13 protein-coding genes and 2 pseudogenes are annotated in these 17623 nt (G+C 41.5%); 8 read left to right on the forward strand and 7 right to left on the reverse strand.

The window, feature by feature from the left end:
* Positions 1–534 precede the first annotated feature (534 nt).
* Positions 535–1833, forward strand: a complete 1299-nt coding sequence (locus V7K60_RS27550; RefSeq protein ID WP_334930267.1) for a cation:proton antiporter — start codon at positions 535–537, stop codon at positions 1831–1833.
* 145 nt (positions 1834–1978) lie between these two features.
* Here the strand turns inward: V7K60_RS27550 and V7K60_RS27555 are convergent, their stop codons facing one another.
* The 4 genes from V7K60_RS27555 to V7K60_RS27570 form a co-directional block, all read right to left on the reverse strand.
* Positions 1979–2407, reverse strand: coding sequence for a hypothetical protein (locus V7K60_RS27555; RefSeq protein ID WP_334930269.1), 429 nt, complete (start codon positions 2405–2407; stop codon positions 1979–1981).
* A gap of 193 nt (positions 2408–2600) precedes the next feature.
* Entirely contained in the window at positions 2601–3707 is a 1107-nt protein-coding gene (locus tag V7K60_RS27560; RefSeq protein WP_334930271.1) for a saccharopine dehydrogenase family protein, read from the reverse strand.
* Positions 3708–3814: 107 nt separating this feature from the next.
* Positions 3815–5338 carry a C-3',4' desaturase CrtD gene (gene crtD / locus V7K60_RS27565; protein WP_334930273.1) on the reverse strand — a complete coding sequence of 508 codons (1524 nt, stop codon included), beginning with the start codon at positions 5336–5338 and terminating at the stop codon, positions 3815–3817.
* Between the two features lie 234 nt (positions 5339–5572).
* Positions 5573–7516, reverse strand: a complete 1944-nt coding sequence (locus V7K60_RS27570; protein ID WP_334930275.1) for a pentapeptide repeat-containing protein — start codon at positions 7514–7516, stop codon at positions 5573–5575.
* 254 nt (positions 7517–7770) lie between these two features.
* Between V7K60_RS27570 and V7K60_RS27575 the strand changes: the two genes are divergently transcribed.
* On the forward strand, positions 7771–8040 hold the full coding sequence (locus V7K60_RS27575; RefSeq protein WP_334930277.1) for a hypothetical protein: 270 nt from the start codon (positions 7771–7773) through the stop codon (positions 8038–8040).
* Between the two features lie 158 nt (positions 8041–8198).
* On the opposite strand, the gene V7K60_RS27580 is transcribed toward V7K60_RS27575, so the two are convergent.
* Positions 8199–8375, reverse strand: a complete 177-nt coding sequence (locus tag V7K60_RS27580) for a hypothetical protein (RefSeq protein WP_334930279.1) — start codon at positions 8373–8375, stop codon at positions 8199–8201.
* Positions 8376–8679: 304 nt separating this feature from the next.
* Between V7K60_RS27580 and V7K60_RS27585 the strand changes: the two are divergent.
* Positions 8680–9687 (forward strand): annotated as a pseudogene (locus V7K60_RS27585) (PAS domain-containing sensor histidine kinase); the annotation flags it as partial.
* A 564-nt stretch (positions 9688–10251) separates the two neighbouring features.
* Positions 10252–11115 (forward strand): annotated as a pseudogene (locus tag V7K60_RS27590) (sensor histidine kinase); the annotation flags it as partial.
* A gap of 715 nt (positions 11116–11830) precedes the next feature.
* Here the strand turns inward: V7K60_RS27590 and pirA are convergent.
* Positions 11831–11986, reverse strand: coding sequence for an arginine synthesis PII-interacting regulator PirA (gene pirA, locus V7K60_RS27595; protein WP_199784718.1), 156 nt, complete (start codon positions 11984–11986; stop codon positions 11831–11833).
* A gap of 108 nt (positions 11987–12094) precedes the next feature.
* On the opposite strand from pirA, the gene V7K60_RS27600 reads away from it, so the two are divergent.
* From V7K60_RS27600 to V7K60_RS27610, 3 genes are all read left to right on the forward strand, one after another.
* Positions 12095–12898: an SAM hydrolase/SAM-dependent halogenase family protein gene (locus V7K60_RS27600; protein ID WP_334930281.1), complete on the forward strand. Its 804-nt coding sequence runs from the start codon at positions 12095–12097 to the stop codon at positions 12896–12898.
* A 330-nt stretch (positions 12899–13228) separates the two neighbouring features.
* Positions 13229–13885 (forward strand): DUF2301 domain-containing membrane protein, encoded by a 657-nt coding sequence (locus V7K60_RS27605; protein WP_334930283.1) that lies wholly within the window; start codon positions 13229–13231, stop codon positions 13883–13885.
* Entirely contained in the window at positions 13885–14574 is a 690-nt protein-coding gene (locus V7K60_RS27610; RefSeq protein ID WP_334930284.1) for a YdcF family protein, read from the forward strand. The genes V7K60_RS27605 and V7K60_RS27610 overlap by 1 nt, the downstream gene beginning before the upstream one ends.
* Before the next feature lie 252 nt (positions 14575–14826).
* Here the strand turns inward: V7K60_RS27610 and V7K60_RS27615 are convergent, their stop codons facing one another.
* A complete protein-coding gene (locus tag V7K60_RS27615; RefSeq protein WP_334930285.1) occupies positions 14827–15906 on the reverse strand; it encodes an alpha/beta hydrolase in 1080 nt (359 codons plus the stop codon).
* Between the two features lie 276 nt (positions 15907–16182).
* Here V7K60_RS27615 and dprA point away from each other — a divergent pair, with 276 nt between their 5' ends.
* Entirely contained in the window at positions 16183–17325 is a 1143-nt protein-coding gene (gene dprA, locus V7K60_RS27620) for a DNA-processing protein DprA (RefSeq protein WP_334930295.1), read from the forward strand.
* Positions 17326–17623: the final 298 nt, after the last annotated feature.

Raw genomic sequence — 17623 nt, forward strand, 5'->3', positions numbered from 1 at the left:
CTATACCTATTATAGTATATTTGTACTAAATTGGGCGATATCTGAGTCAGAAAGTAGGAAATATATCATGTCCGGCTAATTAGCTATGTTCCCGAATCTATGCAGAAAGCCAAAAATCCCTCCCCTCTGCGGTCTTAATCATAAGTCTTTAACCGGACACAATTAAGCTGTTTCACATTTTATTTGCATAATTAGCGTAAGCTTTTCAGACTATGCCACAAGAGTTATATAAAATTTGGATTAGATGTCGTTTAGCTTATAAACCATTCCTAAAAGCGTATAGGTGTGTCTGAGTAATATTCCTGTGCTACATCCGATTAATTAAAGGACTTCTAACAAATAATCAAAGGGCGATTTCTATGATGGGCAAAGCCAACGCCAAATTTATCTATTCCTTTCTTCTTCAATTTGGTGGTGTCTTTGGTGGTGTCTCTGATTCCTAATCCCAGAAAATCTGCCCATAGGTAAATTATAATACAAAGGTATTGCAACTAAGCTTACAAAGCAACACCTTATATTTATGTAAATCGCTATATGGTAGATATCTATATTATTGACCTCTTTGTGATTGGTCTACTTTTGCTGATGGTAACTTTAGGGTCAGGTTGGATTACTCGCTTACCCCTTTCTTTTGCCATTATCTACCTAGTGGTTGGTATTGTTCTAGGCCCTTCTGGCTTAGGGCTGATTCAATTACGTCGAGATGACGTTTTTAACACCGAACTACTGGAGAAAATAACAGAACTTGTAGTAATTATTTCTGTGTTTAGCTGCGGCTTAAGAATTGTTCGTCCTTTAAAGTTGGATGTTTGGGATATTACAGTGCGATTGATTGTATTTCTGATGCCAATTTCAATTTTTGCTCTGGCTACTGTGGGTAAATTGTTTTTAGGGATGAATTGGGGAGAAGCAATTTTATTAGGAGCAATTCTCGCACCTACCGATCCAGTATTAGCATCAGAAGTACAACTAACCAGTACAAATGACCAAGATGAGTTGAGATTTGGTTTAACTTCTGAAGGTGGGTTAAATGATGCTTTAGCTTTTCCCTTCGTTTATTTTGGGATTCATGCCTTAGAAAATGACAACTGGAGCAACTGGTTTAAACAGTGGATTGCGGTTGATTTAGTTTGGGCGATCGCAGCTGGTATTGTTATGGGAATTGTTGTTGCCAAATCTATAGTTTGGATTGAACAAAGAATCCAAAAACGCCGTGCTACTGATGAGTTAATGGAAGATTTTGTTGCTATCAGCACAATTCTACTAACTTATTCTTTAACAGAAATGGTGAATGGTTATGGGTTTCTGGCAGTATTTGTTGCTGGGTTAGTTGTCCAACGCAGTTACAGAAATCCTGAAAAGCCGCTAGCACAATTGGAATTTGTTGAGCAAATTGAGAAGCTGCTAGAAGTTGGGACAATTTTACTATTAGGTTCAATATTATTATTGCAGCCAATGCTCAAGTATGCTGGGCAATCTTTGTTAGTGATAATTTTGTTATTCTTGATAATCAGACCTGTGGGAGTTTGGATTAGCACAATAGGTAAACGCCCTCTAGATTCACACCGCCGAACCTTACACCCAGGAACTCGGTTGTTATTTGGATGGTTCGGTATTCGCGGAGTTGGTTCTTTATATTATCTAGCCTATGCCTTTGGTCATGGCTTGAAAGGTGAAGCAGCCGAACAAATTGCTTGGATAATTTACACTACCATTGTAGCCTCGGTAATTGTGCATGGAATTAGTACAACTCCATTAATGAAGTGGTATGAGCGCAATTTTGCTAACAAGAAAAATACTACTCCTCCTACCACAATAGATGAATTTGAGTAAAAGCAATTTTTGTCGGGTGCGTTAGCCTTGGGCATAACACACCTGACAATTTAATTTTCTAAACCTGACTTCAAACCGATGAGAGGCTTTGAATCTTACTTTATGTCTTTTGTCGAGAAGGAGTTAGGGGTTAGGTTTATATTTACTATTTACCTGTCACCTTTTCAATAACTTCTTTCGCTTTTTCACCAAAACTTTCTTGGGGCTTTCCTTCTTGTTCAGCCTTTAAATTCCTTTCATAAGCCTTCTCCATAGTATTAAGGCTTCCTGCATCTTTTACTGCTTCCTCATAAGCATCTTCTCGTTCTTCTTCTTGAACGCCAACACCTGGGTCATATTCGTTAGCACGATTAATTTTTTCTTGAGAATTTGGTTTATAATCTGGGGGTACTAGCTTTAATTCTTCAAGAGTAGTTGCATAACTCGCTTCTTGAACGAAAATGAAAGAAGCTGACAAGCTGATGAAAATTATTAAGCCAACAACCAAAAAGCTTGAATGTAACGATTGCTTTAAAGTTAATAAAATTTTTTGCACGAAAAAATCTCCTCTTTTTATTTTATGAGCCTTGGTCATGTATAAATATATTCTATATTTAAGGCTCACAGGCATCCTAAGTGTTTACGTACAGTTCTTCCTTCTATCGTAAGGTATATTAATTTTTACCTATAGTAAAGGCGTACATTTGTACGCCCCCATCTATGTATTTGAATATTTCGTGAAATCAGATGAAATTTTTACCCAGTATGCTTAACCCAAGCATATTAAACTATAACCAACTGTGATTAATTTTAATTCCTCGGCTTTGCATTACCTCTTCAAATAAATTTGTTGGTAGTGCTTCTTCCACAGCAAAAACACCTGGTTTCTTGAGTTTACCTTCTAGCAATAATTGGGCAATACTACCTGTGCCGCAACCAGAAGCCACAGCTGTATTCTCATGCACTACAGTTGAACAATAAACGGCTGTTTCACCATTTTTTTGCCCTGTAACTTCTGAACGAACTGCTACACCAATTCCACTAAAATTATTTGTAACATCTGTCATCGAATGGCTGACATGAGACAGAAATTCAATCATGTAACGACGCTGCATTAACCACTTGGGAAAAACGTGTGCCGCAATCCAAGTTAGGTGATTGTAAAAATCGGGAACAGAGCCAAACTTAGTAATTACAGTTTTTACTGATGGGAAGGCTTTGGGCAGTGTAAAGGTTTCTGGCATATCAAACCAGTAAACTCCAGTGCTTCCATAGGGAGGTGGAAACTCAACTAGTTCTCTTTCACTATAAGGCTTGACTACCTGCCATTTTCCATCTATCCAAGTCTCAAAAGGATACTGCAACCCAAGAAAAGTTGTCCGCATCACTGTAATGCCAGCACCGCCAGAACCAGAAACCAAATAACTTAAATGGATCTTTTCTGGTTGATCAAATTGTTCAACTGCCTGACGTACCATGCTGTTAGAAATACCAGGAAAAATACCAGTATTAATAATTGCTGTTACACCAGCCGCAGCAGCTTGTTCATTATACTTGAGAGCTTTGCTGGTATAGGAACGATGGTCGCTGACATCTACATAGTTAACGCCTTGAGCAATACAGGTTTCGAGAACATTAGTATCTCGATAGTGAAATGGGCCAGCACAGTGGATGACTAAGTTAGAGTTTGCGATCGCATCTCGCAATTTGTCAACTTCTGCCAAGTCTAATATCAAAAACTGCACTTGCCCCCCCGAAGACAAGCTCACAGCCTCCCCAAACTCCGCAGAACGTCCAGTAATCGTAATTTGTGCTTGCGTATGGGTAGCTAGATCCTCGGCAACACTGCTACCAATTCGCCCTCGTCCACCAAGAATTAAAACGCTGTCTGTCATTACTCCAGATTAGCAACACTAATCTTATTTCATCAGTTTTCTGTCCCGTTTGTCATCAGTTATAAGTATAACTTGCCTGCCAACGAAGGAGGGCTTTTCAATTACTGCTAGTTGAGCAGTTTTTGCGCCTCAATTTGCCTGACTACCGTTAGCGCCGAATAACTCACTCCAGCAGTACCTTCGCCGGGATGGGTGGAGTCACCAACTAACCACAGATGCTGGATTGGTGTACGATTAGCGAACCCAAAGGGGCCAAAGGTAGGAATTCTTTGACCAATGCCACCAACTATACCGCGATCACGGGCTGTGAAATGGGCAAAAGTGCGGGGTGTTGCGGCTTCTTGATAAATAATCGTTTCTGGTTTGAGATAAAAGTATTGGGCAAGACAAGCGATCGCTTCTTGGGTAAACTTTTCTTTTAGTCCTTCATAATCTTCAGTCTGCCACCACTGTGCAGGATCGACAAATGAAGAAGCAATAATTGTCGCTTTCCCCTCCGGTGCGCGGCCGTCAAGAGGATGACTGACGGAAACAAATAAGGAATTATTCTCCCCAATCGGGCCATTGACATCGTACAGAAATTGGAGATGGGGAGGGCATCCAGGCGGAATCGCGCTGGCATCTACACCCAAATAAATCACAAACGCACTCGATGCTTGAGGGAGTTTTTCCACCCGGTTTTTATATCCCGATGGCGCTTGTTCTCCCAACAACTGCACCAAGTTTTGCACGGTGACATTGCTAACTATGTGGTTGGCTGCTTCTGTCCAGACTGCGCCAGTTTTCTGATTTTTAATGACTACAGCAGTAGCTTTGCCGTCTTCTACTTTGATTTGTTCTACTGTGTGGCGCATCAACAATTTGCCGCCATCTTTTTCTAAGGATTGTACCAAGCGATCGCTTAATACTTGCATACTTCCCTGGAGGTGAAACAATCCTTGGGGCAGTTGGGATACACTCAACGCCGTTGCTGCATAAAGTAATGCTGTTTCTTCTGCATCCACCTGGGAGTATAGCTTCAGCTGCAAATCCAAAAAAGTTCTCAATCGTCGGTCATTTCCCAATCCATATAACCGTAAAGCATCTCCTACCGTAAACAAGGTAAAGGGTACAGTAATTAATGTACTCGGACGCACCGCCTGAGTTAGCTGCCACAAATCCCATAAATTACGCGGTGGTAGTACCGGGTTGCGTCCTTGAAATTCCCAACTAGCAGCAAATAAAGTTGCAATCAACTGCCAAAATGCTTCGCTACCAGGAAACTGTTTTTGTCGTTCCTCTTGCCATTTCTCTTGGTCGCGCCAAACGTTGATGGGTGTGGTTTCCCCAGGTAAATACACCGCACAAGCAGGATCGCAAGGCGTTGCTTGTGGCAAATCTATTGACAATTCTGAGAAAATTCGGTGGTGAATTCCCCCTGGTTCCAACCCCGCTACCTGAGTTGCACCCACATCAAAGGTAAATCCCTGGCGTTTAAAGGTTGAAGCACAGCCTCCTGGTACGAGGGCTTGATCCAAAATTAAGACTCTGTAACCTCTATGAGCTAATAATGCTCCAGCAGTCAGTCCGCCTATGCCCGCACCGATAACAACGACATGAGAGTTACTTTTGTCAAGATAAATGCTGGACATTGATTAGTTTATTTAAAATTCTTAATACTTTTACTTATAATTTTACCTTAATCTCTGACTTCAATAGGGTCGAAGGGTGCAATTTATCAGTTGAGTCCAATAGAGACCTAACCCCCAACCCCTTCCCTATAAGGGAAGGGGAGTAAGATTCAAAGCCTCTCTCCTCTTAGGAGAGAGGTTTGGAGAGAGGTCAAAGAAGCGCTATATTATCCCGCGATTTGAATCATCGGCGGATCAACCTAAACCCAAAAAATTTGAAATCAACGGCAATAGATTGCTGCATTGTTCAACCAACTTAGTAGCACTGGGTAAACTAGAAATTGTCCCTTTTAAAATCTTTATAGCCGTTTTCGCCGCCTTTTGCATCGCCCCCTCTTGAGGGCTTTTCCCGGCTTCTGCTAAAGCTTTCACTTGTTCTAATGCCTCAGCTTTATCTTCTTGAGGTAAATTTGTATCAGCCTCAATTGCTGCTTGCAATTGCGTCAACAATTCCTTAATTCCCGGTTTTTCTGGTTCGGGAGACGCTGGTAACTGGTTGATGGTATTTGTTACCGTACCACTAAGATCACCTAAATTTAAAGCTTGTCCACTGGCATTAAAATCTCTGCCAATACTACCAATTTCAATTTTGCGGCTGGCATCATTACTGTTAGTCATATTTTTATTCTCAACTTTATTGTCAACTTGAACATTAATCGGCTTATTGGCTAGTAATTTTACAATCTCTGCCATCTCTCCACTTTGTTGGCGATAGATAACTATTTCATTATCTTTAGCTTGTAATTGTGCTTTATATTTTTCTTCTACAGCTTGCAATGCCAGTTGATAATTTTGGGTAAAGTCGCTATGAATCTTTTTTTTATCAGTATCAACAGGTACACCGACCTTAACGACTACTACGCCATCACCTTTATTTTCAATACTCTGTAGAGCTAATTCTGTGTCTTCATTTTGGTCTTGCACTGTTTGAAAGGCGTTAACAAAAGCTTTCCAGTCAATGCCATTACGGAAAATTAAATCAACAGTATTTAAAACCTCTTCAAACAGCTTAGTAAATTCTCCTGGTTGAAATTCGCCATTACTGGGACGACGTTCTCGGTCATCGGTTCCTAGCCTGGGATATTCGAGAAGATAGATAAAGCGACAATTTACGTTATGTAACTTGGTTGTACTGTTAATATTCCATGCTTCTATACAAGCACCAGTCATGTGAGCACTGGTAAAATTAGTATATATAGCTTGAGTAATAGTTAGGTTTGCCCATTCTAAACAAGCTCCCTCAAAGGTGGCTGCAATAATATCAGCACCTTTAAGATTAGCCTTATTCAGGTCTGCATCTTTCAGATTTGCACCTTTTAGGTTAGCACCAGCATAAGATTTTCCCCTACCATTGCAGGTGACAAGCAAGTTGAGAACAGTGCGGTTAGCCAGTATAGTGTCGTCTACTCTGGCAAAGTTTAGTTTTTTGGCTTCATAAAAACGAGTAAGTATTAGGTTTGCTTTTCTAAAATCTGTGTTTTGGAGAATTGCACCAGTAAAATCAGCATTAATCAAGTTAGCACCATAAAAACTTGTGCCACCTGTAGCAGCAAAGGTATTAACAACTGAATCAAACCAAGCGTCTTGGTCATCTCTACTTTGAATCCTCCACCCAATAAAAATACTAAATAATATAAACGCAACGCTGAAGGCTAAAGCAGAGACAAAGGTTGAACCTTTGGGTAATGTTCTAATTACAGAAAAGTCTTTGGGAAAGGCAACAACTAAAATAACGACTACGGGTGAGACAAAGACAAGAATGACAGCTACAACTCCTAAACCTGCTGTTAAATTATTGCGAAGAGTGACAATACAAAAAACTGCTACAACAATAATAATGCAGACTAAACCAATGAATACGCTTCCAGTGTATCTAGTGTCAAAAAGAGATGCTACTGATAAACCAAGACTGATTGAATAAATCACTCCTTGTGCTAACAGTACTAATGCGACTATGAGCAACACAATTAGCCAATGAAGCTGTAGTCCAGCTTTAGCCCGTGTAAAATCAGCATTTTTAAGAATTGCATTGGCAAAATTTGCCCCTCTAATATCTGCCTTACTAAAGTTAACCCCAGTCAGGTTTTGACCTCTAAAAGAGCGGCCTCGGAGATTTTGACCGGAGTAGTCTGGCGGCATAATCGCGTCAGCAAGAGATTTTTACAGAGATTTTATACAACTTTACTCTGCAATATTTCGGATTTTGGGAAAATAAAGAAAATACAAAAATTTTGGATGTAATACGCGGTCTAAGAGCATAACTGTGCGCCCTCATCTTTGAATGCTTAAGTTATCATCAGCAATATTGAAGTTGGTGTCACCATACTTAAGCTGTAGTTATCAATATTGCAACTGTAGCAGTCTCACAACTTACGGGAGCCGCTCCTGAACTTATGGGAGCAGTTCCCGAACTTATGGGAGTGGCTTCCGAACTTATAGGAGTGGCTCTTGAACTTATGGGAGTAACTCCCAAACTTACGGGAGCAGTTCCCGAACTTATGGGAGTGGCTCCCGAACTTATGGGAGTGGCTCCCGAACTTATGGGAGTAACTCCCGAACTTATGGGAGCGGTCTACTTTGCAACATTACTCACTAATTGCGGTGTTTCAAGTTCTGCTAATTATTCGGTCATAATACAGGAGCGTAGGCGCAGCCTGTCGTAAACATCCCTTTACCAATACCTTTGAGAAGCGGCATCTGTGCCCAACGTACTGCAAAGAAACCTAACCCCCAACCCCTTCCCTTATAAGGGGAGTAAGATTCAAAGCCTCTCTTTTCTTCTCTCCTCTTAAGAGAGAGGTCAAAGTGAATCAAGGGCGGATCAACCTAAACCCAAAAAGTTTGAAATCAACGGCAATAGATTGCTGCATTGTTCAACCAACTTTGTGGCACTGGGTAAACTATAAATTGTCCTTTTTAAAATCTTAATAGCCGTTTTCGCCGCCTTTTGCATTGCCCCCTCTTGAGGACTTTTCCCAGCTTCTGCTAAAGCTTTCACTTGTTCTAATGCCTCAGCTTCATCTTCTTGCGGTCGTCTTGATATTTGGGTGTCGGACTTATTTAGCGCCCAGAAGAATCATCCAGCACAACAATGGAATCAATTTAATCGCCTGGATTACAAGCTTTGTAAGGCGTAAATTTAGTCTTACAGGTTAAAAATGAGCGAACCGACAGAATCTGGCGCAAGTTCAATAATTATTGCGATTGCAGATGAAGTAATCCGTGAATTTTAGGGAAGACTGAGCTTACGTCCTTATTTTCCCTATTTTTCTGTGCTAATTATGAGTGAGCAACCGAATTCAATGCCTCCCCTGCGCCGAAGTCTCACTTCACAAGAAACCTGGGGGTTTGGTTTTAGCGGTTTGCTTTTATGGTTAGGGACGGCTCCTGCTATGCATGCTGCACTAGGCCCGCAGGCGCTCTGGGTGTGGTTGCCTGGAACCATCATTGGCATACTGCTCAACCTGCAAGTTAAGCGGTTAGGGACATATTTCCCAGAGGTCGCTGGAGGCACCCCAAACTATATGACCCGTTTGCTCCAGCGATTGCCAAACTTGGCTCGCTATGGCGCGATTGGCTACCTGCTCGGCTGGGTCTCTGTTCCGGCCATGGATGCGATTATTCTGACCGATTTAATCAAGGCGAATCTGACTCCACTGGGCATTACCTGTCCAGAGACTCTACTCAGAATCGGGTTTACAGTTCTGCCCTTTATCGTTGCCTTTAGTGGAACTCGCACGCTAGGCATTTTGCACTCTTTCTTTGTATTTCCGGCGATTGGGTTTCTTCTCACCTTTTGTCTCCAAGGCATTGGTTGGTTGAGTTTTGCCCCCACTAGCCCTGGGGTGCTGTCCGATCTGGGAGCAGGCATTTCCCTGATCGATTGGATGAAATGGTTCTTTATCGCCGTCTATGCGGTTTATGGTTGCGAGACGACATCTTCATTTGTGGGAGATAGCCTCCAACCCAGCGTTACCCTACGGTGTTTGCAGGTGACTGCTGGATTGATTCCGATCGTCTATCTCGGTGGATCATGGGTTTTAATGCGGTTAGCCACAGCCCCCGGATTAGGTGATAGCGCCTATCTCAATCTAGTGGCAGCAGCCCAACCCTTCTGGGGCGCATTCGCCCCCGCTCTTGTCACCTTTCTAATTACGTCAGGGTGTCTCCTTAGCTCTGCAACCGCTGTTTCTAACTGTCCCCGGATTTTGTATCAGTTAGCCAAAGATGGCTACTTACCGCCCGTATTTGCCGTGTTGTCTCGCCGGGGAGTGTTTGAACCCAGCTTAATTTTTACCCTGGGGCTGAGTCTAATTTGCTTGGGGTGGGGCGATGTACAACGGGTTGTGATGGTGACGGGCACCGGCTATCTGACTTCGATGATGGCAATTCACTTAGGTGAGTGGGTCAGTCGGCGGCGACCAGCAGCTCGATGGCCCTGGTGGTCGCTGGGTTTCTTTGGCATTGAAGCGATTGTTTTGGTAGTGGGTGGATTGGCATGGGGCTGGCAGGACTTAGCCATTGGATTGCTCCTGCCTGGGCTGGTGAGCATAGCAGGCACTCAATTACCACGCTTGAACGTCTCCCTGTTCCATCCCGATGGGTGGATGCAACGGTATCACCAGCAACCCCATACCAGCAAAACAGATTGGTTGGCATTTCAGGTGATGATCTTAATTGGCTTAGTATGCAGTGCGGTGAGTATTGGCTGGTGGGTGAGGGCGGGTTTAGATCAGGTGGGTGTGGGGCAACATGTTGCGTTGTTTAGCATTTTGTTAGTGACGGTTGCCTTCGTGGGAGTAGCGATCGCCTGTTGGACTAGTCTGCCCCAAATTGCCGCCATTACTGAAGCCCGAGAACAGGTCGAACGTACACTGCTGGATTTGCAACAAGCCCAAACGCAACTCGTGCAGGCAGAAAAAATGTCAGCATTGGGTAATTTAGTTGCTGGGGTTGCTCACGAGATGAATAATCCTTTGGGCTTTATTTCTGCTACTCTCCAACAAGCTAAACCCACAATTGCTGATATTATTGAACACTTGAAACTCTATCAAGAAAGTTTAATCAAACCGGGTGATGACATTAAAGACCACGCCGAAGAAATTGACTTGGATTATAGCTTAGAAGACTTGCCCAAAATGATTGATGGAATGGTCATGGCCTGCGAACGCCTGAAAAATGTCAGCACCAGTCTCCGCACTTTCTCCCGTGCAGATAAAGATTATAAAGTACCTTTTAATATCCATAAAGGCATTGATAGCACAATTTTAATTCTCAAACATCGCCTGAAAGCAAATGAACAACGTCCAGCCATTAAAGTGATAGTTGAATATGGAAACTTACCTGAATTAGAGTGTTTCTCTGGGCAATTAAATCAGGTATTTATGAATATTCTGGCGAATGCTATTGACGCATTAGAAGAAGCAAATTCTGGGCGGAGTTTTAGAGAAATTAAGGATAATCCCAACCAGATTATAATTACAACCTCAGTGGCAGATGACAACGTAAAAATATCAATTGCTGATAATGGTAACGGAATAAGTGAAGGAGTTAAAGAAAAAATATTTGACAATTTCTTTACTACAAAAGGAGTTGGTAAAGGTACGGGTTTAGGACTGGCGATCGCTCACTCTATTGTGGTAGAAAAACATAACGGTTCACTGGTTGTGAATTCTACACTTGGTGAGGGAACTGAATTTGTCATTACCTTACCAATTCTGACTCAGACTCAAAATTAACTTGATCGAGACTCTGAAATTCTTTAGTCATTATCTCTTCTACTAAATCGACTTCATCAATAACCCGATCAGGCGTTAAGAGTGCAAAAAAAGATAAACGTAAATTGGCAAAGGTATTAAATTTGTAATTTGTAATTAAAAAAGTCACATTAAATCTGGGTTTGGAGGTTTAAATTTGGTGGCGCATTTAAGAGAATTGGTATTACTGAGATTTTATATAAGTTTACTGTGCAATATTTCAGATTTTGGCAAAATAAAGAAAATACAACAATTTTGGATACAATACGTGGTATAAACGCATGATTGCGTACCCTTATCTTTGAATGCTTAAGTTATCATCAGCAATATTGAAATTTGTGTCACCATACTTAAGCTGTAGTTATCAATATTGTAACTGTAGCAGTTCCCGAACTTATGGGAGCAGTCTACTTTGCAACATTACTCACTAATTGCAGTGTTTCAAGTTCTGCTAATTATTCGGTCATAATACAGGAGCGTAGGTGCAGCCCACACTTCGACAAGCTCAGTGACCATCGTAGACATCGCTTCACCAATACCTTTGAGAAATTATTGAACGAACTTTCGCTTAGTAGAATCAATATCGTTGCTTGAGTAAGGATTATGAGCTTTTACCAGAATTGCCAGGAACCCCCTAAAAAGAAAAAACCCGCCGTAGCGGGTTGCACAACAAAACTATGAACAATGAAAACTTGATTTAGCTGGAATACCTCATTTCAGCTTCCAGTTGACGAATTAGCTGTTCGTCGCCTTTTGCTCTGGCTATTTCCAAGCGATGCTCTAGGCTTCTTTGAATATTGGCTCTGTGAGCTTCTCTTGATTTGCTTATGCTTTGTAGTCTATTTTGATTCATAGTGATTACCTGGTTTAATCTTTCAATTTATGTCTTGTATTCTTAACATAGCACATATTTTGTAGCTGTTGCTACAGAAAATATTTTTTTTATATATTTTATCAAAATATGTCTAATAACCAGATGGATGGACAACCACTCGTGACCTTACTGAGCGATTTCGGCGATCGCGATGTTTATGTAGGCATAATCAAGGGAGTCATAGCCCAAATCAACCCCAGATTGACGGTGGTAGACTTAACGCACCAAATTCCGCCGCAAGACATCGCCGCAGCCAGGTTCAGCCTGATGAATGCTTATGTCCATTTCCCAGTTGGGACAGTACATCTAGCAGTAGTAGATCCGGGTGTGGGAAGCAAGCGACGAGCGATCGCAGTAGAATTTGCTCAAGGGTTTTTGGTCGGGCCAGATAATGGTATATTCAGCGGGGTACTCAGTCAAAGTCCGGCGATCGCAGCCGTCGAACTTACAAATTTTAATTATTGGCGCACTCCTCAACTAAGCAAGACTTTTCACGGTAGGGATATCTTTGCACCAGTGGCGGCTAATCTTGCTAGTGGTGTCCCACTCAAACAGCTAGGACAAGAAATTGATCCAGTAAGTTTGGTAAAGCTGGATATAGGCAACTGCAAGCAGACAAAAACTGGTGTAATGGGTTGCATTCAATATATTGACCACTTTGGCAACCTAGTGAGTAACATTCCAGCGAGTTACGTGCAGAACAAAAGTTGGTATGTGCAAGTTGCTGGATTGAGTGTACCAGGCTGTGAAACTTACAGTGATGTCAAAGTGGGAGAGATAATAGCTTTAGTTGGCAGTCATGGCTGGGTAGAAATTGCCATTAATTGCGGACATGCTCACTCACAATTACAGATTAATTTACAAGATGCGTTAGAAGTCTTGTTTATTTAAGAAAATCAGACCAGTAAATATTGCTAAAGTTAAGACAGTGAAAAAATACCAGGCTGCAAAGTGCCTGTTGCTGATTTGTGCCAAAGGCAAAGAAAGGGGAAAATTCTAGATATAAAACGGAGGTTGGGCAACTGCACACCACTTAAAAATAAGCATTTTAATTCACCGTAGGCAGTGCCAATTCGACAAAATTTCCAGAAAGTAACTGCTAAAAGATGTAACTTTAGGAATGGTGACATCAAGTTCGCCTTATTGCTCATAATAATAAAAGTAACCCTTGAGCAATTTCCCGTTGTACTCTACTAGAAAATCATAATTATATTCTTAGCTATGACTACACAAACACTCTCTGCACCAGAAGTTTATCAAGGTCAGTTTGGGGAATTTACAATTACTCAGAGCGATCGCACTGGCGTAATTATCTATCGTGCTGGGTTAATGGTAGCAGCACTGAGCTTTGCGATCGGCAGCGCTTTGATTTTACTCAACAATAACCCAAATGTTGTAACTGCACTTACACCTTTATATGCTTGTTTTAGTCTCGCTCTTGGTGTAAGTTTATTTACCATCCATATCTATATGGCATCACTGCACCGAACGTTGCAAGTTTTTTGGGCGATTGGTAGTATCGCATCAGTCATTCTGGCAATCACTAGTAGTGAACCTTTAGCTCTTACTGTTTACAATCAGCCAATTACCTTATTTGGGGTTGGTTTTATCTTCGTAGCTTTGACAGGTATTTATTTTAAAGAGGCTTTTTGCTTCAATCGCCTAGAAACCAAAGTATTAACCCCAATTGTACCGCTACTGTTGTTAGGACATTTGGTGGGAATTTTACCAACTCAGGGAGAAAGCATTTTATTAGGAACTTGGGCGATATTATTTTTAGTGTTTGCCCTGCGAAAGACAGTGCAAGCAATTCCTGCTGATATTGGAGATAAGTCTGTGTTTACCTACTTGAAAGAACAACGTTTAGCTAAGGGTTAATGCAGATAAAAAATCGTCGGTGTCAAAAATTTCCCAAAATCAAACTAATCAAACGCCAAGAAATGTGGACACTTACGGCTCAAGGGTGGGCGATTGCGATCGCTTTGATTGCTTATTTAATATTTTTCATTTTTACTCATGTACACTCATTTCTTGCCGTAACTTCCCCGATCAAATCAGCAGAAGTATTAGTTGTTGAAGGATGGCTACCAGATTACGCTATAGAAAAAGCTTTGACTGAATTTCAAAATGGTTCTTATCATCAAATAATTACTACCGGAGGCACATTAGGAAAAGGAAGTTATCTTACCGGATACAAGAACTTTGCAGACGTGTCAGCCGCCACCTTCATAAAACTCGGTTTAGAAGCAGAAAAAGTAGTAGCTGTTCCGACACCTTTTGTGGTTAAGGATCGTAGTTATGCATCTGCTGCTGAATTTGAGCGTTGGCTATCCAATTCAAATTTAAAAATAGAATCGATTAATCTTTTTTCCTTGGACGTTCATGCCCGTAGGAGTTGGTTTCTTTTTAAAAAAATACTTACCCCTCACATTAACGTTGGTGTGATTGCTGCCACAACGCAAGATTATAATCCAAACAAATGGTGGGGTTCTAGCGAAGGTGTGCGGACAGTTCTTGATGAAGGTATAGCTTATCTTTATGCACGTTTTTTGAATTGGAAAGCCTAACATTAAAAATTCAAAATTCAAAATTCAAAATTCAAAATTAAAGACATTTCAGACAAAGAGAAGTGCCACAACGCGGGTTCCCTGCGTTGTAGCAACTTCGGGGGATTTAAACCCTGACTGAAACTGGTGCTACATATAGATGTAGGGGTCTTAAACCCTTGAACTTACGATAATAATTAGTAAATCCCCGACCTTTTAAATAGGTCGGGGATCTACCTAATGAGCGTTTTATGTTTAATTGGGTTAATCTGCTTACTTACCTAGGATTTGTAATAATGCTTGCCGATAAATTTTCAGACCCTCTGCATTCAGATGGTCGCCATCACTGGTCAAATTTCCTTTAAGAACATTATTTTCATATAATGGTGCTAGTCCGGCTGCGGCAACTGGCACTTTTTCTGTTTCAGCCACTTGATTAATCAGAACATTAATTTGTTCAACTTTAGCAAGTGGGGCTGCTACAGTTGGATCTGAACTTGCTGCCACTGTTGAATAAAAAGCCGGAATCAGAAAAATCTCTTTAGTTCCCATTGTGCGCAGAAGTGCGATCGCCTCTTGGAGATTTTTGCTAAATAATTCATCACTAATTTTATACAAAGCATCATTTCCACCTATGGCAATAATGGCTTTTTCGCATTTCACTTTGGTAGGAATTAAACTTTTCAGTTGTTCTAGTAATGAGATTGTACTCAGACCATTTAACCCAAAATTAAAAGTACCACTCCCAAGGGTATTGCCAAGTCCAGCCGAAATAGAATCACCAAATAAGCAACCTGAGAACTGTTTATCCTGGGCGGCGAGTGTTTGATATTGTAGTGCAACTTTCCCTAAAGGTGAAGAACTTACGTTATCTTTCGGCGGCGCATCAGCAGAACTAGTAGAGGAATTTGCCATACCGACTAGCTTTTTAATTTTTGACACGTCAATAACTAGTTGATTACTGGGATAGGCTTGTAGAAAGCTGGTTATTCCTAGACCATCTGGTGATTTTGCTCCGATGATGAGAGCAGATCGTAGTGCTTGTATACTGGCTTGATCGCGACGGGCGATCGCAACGGATGCAAAAGATAAAATTTGCTTGCCCATTCCGGTGTTTGCCAGCTTATCTAAAGCCACAATATCAAGCGACATTTTCACCTGAAGGGCTTCTTGGAACTTCTGTTTCTCCTTAGCGCTGAGGTAATCTAGAAAAGACTTCAGATCGCCAGAAACCTTTTGCGTCTTGTCATAGTTGCGTATATCTGCCACTGGGATTGATTGCTCAAACAATCCGTACCTGACGGTAACTTTTTCGGCTGCCAAACTAGGTAATAAACCAAGTCCACTATGCACCAGTAAAAATATTAAGCACCCAGACAGGCTTATTAGAAGACGATAGAAATATTTCATCACAGAAGATAAGAAGATAGATAGTCAATAGTTAATAGTCAAGAGTCAAGAGTCAAAAGTCAAGGGGAATTGCGAAAGAGGAGGCAGAAGTGCTTTGTCTTGACAGCGATTCATCGCGTCTCTTGCCTTAACCGAACAATATTGCCCCCCACTCCTCCTCGCCATCAACAGCCAACCCTAATTTGGGAATACTCAATCCAGTGGTGTGAGGATAGAACTGTGGTAGAAGAAGGTGCATATTGGCTAGCTTGGGCACAAATTTCAGGAATTGGGCCGGTATTACTGCGACGGCTGCAACAGCATTTTGGCACACTGGCAACTGCTTGGAACGCTACTAAGGTACAGTTGGGAGAGGTAGAAGGCTTGGGTTTCCAAACACTAGAAAAAGTAGTACAACAGCGATCGCGTTTGCACCCAGAACAACTATTCACCAAGCACCAGCAGGAAAATTCTCATTTCTGGACACCAGCAGATGCAGATTATCCCCGCTTACTGCTAGAAACTCCTAGTCCACCGCCGATTTTGTACTATCGTGGTGAAGTCGAACTCCAAGAAAATCTCGGACAAAAACCAATGGTTGGGATTGTCGGAACCCGCCAACCCTCAGAATACGGTATCCGTTGGACTCGCCAAATTAGTACAGCTTTGGCTAAAAATGGCTTTACAGTCGTTTCTGGTATGGCAGAGGGAATTGACACCGAAAGCCACATTGCCGCCATGAAAGCAGGTGGACGGACGATCGCAGTTTTGGGGACTGGTGTCGATGTCATCTATCCCCATAAAAATCGGGATTTGTACAAGCAAATTTTGACGGCTGGTTTAGTCGTAAGTGAGTACCCCACAAAAACCCCACCCGATCGCACTCACTTTCCCCGTCGCAACCGAATTATTGCTGGTTTAAGCCGTGCCATCCTGGTAATGGAAGCGCCTTTAAAATCTGGTGCTTTAATAACAGCTACCTACGCAAATGAATTTGGTAGAGATGTCTATGCATTACCTGGGAGACTAGACGATTATCCATCCCAAGGATGCTTAAAGTTACTGAGTCAGGGGGCAACTTTCATTCTTAAAGAACTAGACGAACTGTTAACAATGCTAGGAGCAATACCACAAATTGATGTGATTGAGGCTTCTACAGCACCAGAACAGTTAAGTTTGCCAACTTTATCACCAGAATTGCAAACGGTAATGAATGCGATCGCCGCAGGCGTGCCGGAGGCACTCGCAAGTGAAGCTTTACCCTTCGATTTTATTGTCCAACAAACTGGCATGGCTGCTGGGTCAGTTTCCGGTGCTTTGTTACAGTTGGAACTTATGGGTTTAGTTTCGCAACTACCAGGAATGCGGTATCAAAAAAGTTAAGAGTTAAAAGAGAACAACATTATTTAGCTTTGTTATTAGCAATTTAATCATCAGATTTATGGCAATATAAAAATACAATTTTTATCTAAAAACAAACTACTTAAAATAATGAACCAATGGGCTTTTGAATACAAAGTAGAAAATATAGGTAAATCTGTATGGTAAATTAGGAATTTTATAAATCCAGTTGGAAATCATTTTTTGATATAGCGGTTTTCACTTGAGTGAGAGACAATCAAATGTACTATAGAGATCAAAGAAGTAAAATTTGTCACTAATGAAAGCATACTCCATAGAT

The organism is Nostoc sp. (assembly GCF_036917555.1).
GTDB lineage: Bacteria > Cyanobacteriota > Cyanobacteriia > Cyanobacteriales > Nostocaceae > Nostoc.

Excerpts from the sequence above, each read along its gene's own strand:
- V7K60_RS27610 (WP_334930284.1), top strand. The coding sequence starts at position 13,885 with ATGCAGATAAAAAATCGTCGGTGTCAAAAATTTCCCAAAATCAAACTA.
- V7K60_RS27550 (WP_334930267.1), top strand. The coding sequence starts at position 535 with ATGGTAGATATCTATATTATTGACCTCTTTGTGATTGGTCTACTTTTG.
- V7K60_RS27605 (WP_334930283.1), top strand. The coding sequence starts at position 13,229 with ATGACTACACAAACACTCTCTGCACCAGAAGTTTATCAAGGTCAGTTT.
- V7K60_RS27570 (WP_334930275.1), bottom strand. The coding sequence starts at position 7,516 with ATGCCGCCAGACTACTCCGGTCAAAATCTCCGAGGCCGCTCTTTTAGA.
- pirA (WP_199784718.1), bottom strand. The coding sequence starts at position 11,986 with ATGAATCAAAATAGACTACAAAGCATAAGCAAATCAAGAGAAGCTCAC.
- V7K60_RS27555 (WP_334930269.1), bottom strand. The coding sequence starts at position 2,407 with ATGACCAAGGCTCATAAAATAAAAAGAGGAGATTTTTTCGTGCAAAAA.
- V7K60_RS27575 (WP_334930277.1), top strand. The coding sequence starts at position 7,771 with ATGGGAGCAGTTCCCGAACTTATGGGAGTGGCTTCCGAACTTATAGGA.
- V7K60_RS27600 (WP_334930281.1), top strand. The coding sequence starts at position 12,095 with ATGTCTAATAACCAGATGGATGGACAACCACTCGTGACCTTACTGAGC.
- crtD (WP_334930273.1), bottom strand. The coding sequence starts at position 5,338 with ATGTCCAGCATTTATCTTGACAAAAGTAACTCTCATGTCGTTGTTATC.
- V7K60_RS27560 (WP_334930271.1), bottom strand. The coding sequence starts at position 3,707 with ATGACAGACAGCGTTTTAATTCTTGGTGGACGAGGGCGAATTGGTAGC.